Annotated in this window: 4 protein-coding genes and 1 pseudogene; 3 read left to right on the top strand and 2 right to left on the bottom strand. The window is 60.5% G+C overall.

All coding sequences use genetic code 11. The annotated features are described in order from the left end of the window. Nucleotides 1–577, bottom strand: a pseudogene (locus DBR24_RS06160) (THUMP domain-containing protein); the annotation flags it as partial. Here DBR24_RS06160 and DBR24_RS31600 point away from each other — a divergent pair. Both DBR24_RS31600 and rmf read left to right on the top strand, forming a co-directional pair. Continuing rightward, nucleotides 533–658, top strand: a complete 126-nt coding sequence (locus DBR24_RS31600; protein WP_256591303.1) for a hypothetical protein — start codon at nt 533–535, stop codon at nt 656–658. The pseudogene DBR24_RS06160 and the gene DBR24_RS31600 overlap by 45 nt on opposite strands. A 506-nt stretch (nt 659–1,164) precedes the next feature. Further along, nucleotides 1,165–1,380 (top strand): ribosome modulation factor, encoded by a 216-nt coding sequence (gene rmf / locus DBR24_RS06155; RefSeq protein WP_003223300.1) that lies wholly within the window; start codon nt 1,165–1,167, stop codon nt 1,378–1,380. Between the two features lie 238 nt (nt 1,381–1,618). On the opposite strand, the gene DBR24_RS06145 is transcribed toward rmf, so the two are convergent. Further along, complete coding sequence (locus tag DBR24_RS06145; protein ID WP_128614208.1) at nt 1,619–2,638, bottom strand: quinone-dependent dihydroorotate dehydrogenase; 1,020 nt, start codon at nt 2,636–2,638, stop codon at nt 1,619–1,621. A 225-nt stretch (nt 2,639–2,863) separates the two neighbouring features. Here DBR24_RS06145 and DBR24_RS06140 point away from each other — a divergent pair. Further along, nucleotides 2,864–3,573: CmpA/NrtA family ABC transporter substrate-binding protein (locus tag DBR24_RS06140; protein ID WP_146188972.1), on the top strand; the 710-nt coding region annotated here is incomplete at its 3' end.

The raw sequence follows: 3,573 nt of genomic DNA, 5'->3' as shown, positions 1-3,573 counted from the left end.
ACCAGGAACGTACCGACACCGCACATCGGGTCAGCCAGCGCGCCGCCTTCGGCCGCAATGCGTGGCCAGCCGGAACGGATCAGAATCGCCGCCGCGAGGTTTTCCTTCAGCGGCGCCGCGCCCTGCTGCAAGCGATAGCCGCGCTGGTGCAGGCTGTGGCCGGAGAGGTCAAGGGAGAGGATCGCTTCGCCGCGATCCAGACGCAGGTGAATGCGCAAGTCCGGGTTGAGCTTGTCGATGCTCGGGCGATCACCCTGCGGTGTGCGCAGTTTGTCGACGATGGCGTCTTTGACTTTGAGGGCACCGAAGTGGGTGTTGTCGATACCCGAGCCGTGGCCGCTGAATTCGACAGCCAGGGTGCCGTCGGCCAGCATGTGATCCTGCCAGTCGATGTCGAGCACGCCGTATACAGGTCTTCGGCGTCCTTCATCGGGAAACGCTTGAGCACCAGCAACACGCGGTTGGCCAGACGCGACCAAAGGCACAGGCGATAAGCGGTTTCCATGCTCGCCATGCCACGCACGGCGGAAGTGTGCTCGCGCGCTTCTTCAAGGCCAAGCCCGACGGCTTCCTCGATGAGCAGGCCTTCAAGGCCTTTAGGGCAAGTGAGGAAGAGTTCGAAACGGTCGGACATGGTATTTCCAGAGCCTTTGGCTAGTGAATCGGCAACGCATTGCCGATCCGGTTTTCAATCAGGCGCTTTTCTAAAAGAGCGCCCGCGTGGCACGAAGGTGTGCCGTTCCATCCCCGCTGCTCGGGTTAAAGGAGCTTAGATGCCGGGACAGATAAAAAAGTTGATGAAACAAAAAGTCTTAAAGCGACCCTTCGTCGCTTATTAACCTAGCGCAAACGTGGGTCATTCTCACTAAAGGATTAACCCCACCATCCAGCGCGGAGCCGATCATACCGGGGTTTGCGGAAAAAACGTTCATGAAACCCGTCGTTACTTATGGCTGTAGCACTATTTTCGTTACGTCCTTATGACAAAACGATCATTCCCTCGGTGTGACTCATTGGTTAGAACTGACCACAGGTTGACGTCGCAACGGCGTCAACACCTTGGCTCGCCACGCCGGCAGCGAGCCGCACCCCGGCAGAGTTTTCTGCCAGACCTCGGTTGAGGTCAACGCGACACAAACAGTCAACAAGTGAGGGAAACACCCTATGAGAAGACTTAAGCGTGATCCGTTGGAAAGAGCATTTTTGCGCGGATATCAATATGGCGTTGGTGGCAAATCCCGTGAGCTTTGCCCATTTACTCTACCGTCGGTACGCCAAGCCTGGATCAACGGCTGGCGAGAAGGACGCGGCGACAACTGGGACGGTATGACCGGCACTGCGGGAATCCACAGACTCAACGAACTTCACGCCGTTGGCTGACACAGGGCACTGACTGCAACACGACAATCTGAATTTCTAGCGACTTACCATGCACGTCCTTCCCGGACGGCGGGCTACGGCCCAGGGGCTCCTTCGAGGAGCCCTTTTTTATGCCTGTCACATTATTTGTGCTGCACACACCGGTGGGAGCGAGCTTGCTCGCGAAAGCGTCTATTCAGTCAATATCTACAGAGACTGACACACCGCTTTCGCGAGCAAGCTCGCTCCCACAATTGGATCAACGCAGGGCGGCGATGGCGTCGACCGATTCGCGGATCAGCGCCGGGCCTTTATAGATGAAGCCCGAATAAATCTGCACCAGGCTCGCACCCGCCGTAATCTTCTCGGCCGCATGCTTGCCTTCAGTAATGCCGCCGGCCGCGATGATCGGCAACCGGCCACCCAGTTCCGCCGCCAGCACCTTCACGGTGTGGGTGCTCTTGTCACGCACCGGGGCGCCAGACAGACCGCCCGCCTCGTCACCGTGCTCCATGCCTTCGACGCCGACGCGGCTCAGGGTGGTGTTGGTGGCGATCACCGCGTCCATACCGGTCTCGATCAGCGCCTGAGCCACTTGCGCGGTCTCTTCATCGGTCATGTCCGGAGCGATCTTGATCGCCAGCGGCACATGCTTGCCGTGGCGCAGGGCCAGCTCGGCGCGACGCGCCGCCAGATCCGCCAGCAACTGCTTGAGCGAATCACCGAACTGCAGGCTGCGCAGGCCCGGAGTGTTCGGCGAGCTGACGTTGACCGTGACATAGCTGGCATGGGCATACACCTTGTCCAGGCAGATCAGGTAATCGTCCACCGCGCGCTCGACCGGGGTGTCGAAGTTCTTGCCGATGTTGATCCCCAGCACGCCGTTGTATTTGGCTGCAGCGACCCGCGCCAGCAGGTTATCCACACCGAGGTTGTTGAAGCCCATACGGTTGATGATCGCCTCGGCTTCCGGCAGACGGAAGATTCGCGGTTTCGGGTTGCCCGGCTGCGGACGCGGGGTCACGGTGCCGATTTCGACAAACCCGAAGCCCAGTTGCGCAAAGCCGTCGATGGCCGCGCCGTTCTTGTCCAGACCGGCCGCCAGACCCACCGGGTTCGGGAAGTCCAGGCCCATGACCGTCACCGGCACGTGCGCCGGCTTCTTGCACAGCATGCCGTTGAGCCCCAGACGCCCACCCGCGCCGATCAGATCCAGCGACAGATCGTGAGAGGTTTCCGGGGAAAGTTTGAACAACAGCTGACGGGCCAGGGTGTACATGGGCGGCGATGACTCGGGCGGCGAAAAGAGGCGGCGATTATAGCCGGGCAACACCCCGGCGCGCGAGGCGCACGCGCAAATCGCCGCGAGTGGCATATGCCTTGCACCTTTCCCCGGTATCAGCCTGCAAGCCAACGACGGCGTGCGGCTCAGGACAATGGCGTCGTCCTCGGTTTTTGCCTGTGCAAAAGCCCGGGACGGCGTTTTTTTTCAAGGTGGCTTTTTATGAATGATTCGTCCGTCGGGCCGCTGGCCTGGGTCAATGGCAGTGATGCCCCGGAAAAAAGCGCGATCGACCTCGGTTTCATGGCCCTGAGCGATTGCGCCTCGGTCGTCGTCGCTGCCACTCAAGGCTTCGCCCAGCCTTATGGCCTGACCCTCAACCTCAAGCGCCAGACGTCGTGGGCCAATCTGCGCGACAAACTGGTCAGCGGTGAACTCGACGCCGCCCATAGCCTTTACGGCCTGATCTACGCCGTCCATCTGGGCATCGGCGGCGTCGCTTCGACGGACATGGCGGTGTTGATGGGCCTGAACCAGAACGGTCAGAGCCTCAACCTTTCCCACGGCCTGCAAAACCTCGGCGTGATCAGTCCTGAAGCGCTGGATCGCCACGTGCACCAAAGCCGCGCAAAACTGACCTTCGCCCAGACGTTTCCCACCGGCACCCATGCCATGTGGCTCTACTATTGGCTGGCGAGCCAGGGCATTCATCCGTTGCAGGATGTCGACAGTGTGGTGGTGCCGCCGCCGCAAATGGTTGCGCACTTGCAGGCCGGGCGCATCGACGGATTTTGCGTCGGCGAACCGTGGGCAGCCAGCGCGGTGCAGCAGGATCTCGGTTTCACGATGGCGACCAGCCAGAGCATCTGGCCCGATCACCCGGAAAAAGTCCTTGGCTGCACCCGTGAATTTGTCGAGCAGTACCCGAATAC

Origin of the sequence: Pseudomonas sp. HMWF006 (assembly GCF_003061205.1) — a bacterium.
Lineage (GTDB): Bacteria > Pseudomonadota > Gammaproteobacteria > Pseudomonadales > Pseudomonadaceae > Aquipseudomonas > Aquipseudomonas monsensis.
Note: the sequence above shows the minus strand (reverse complement) of the source record. Positions and strands in the feature narration are given on the sequence as shown.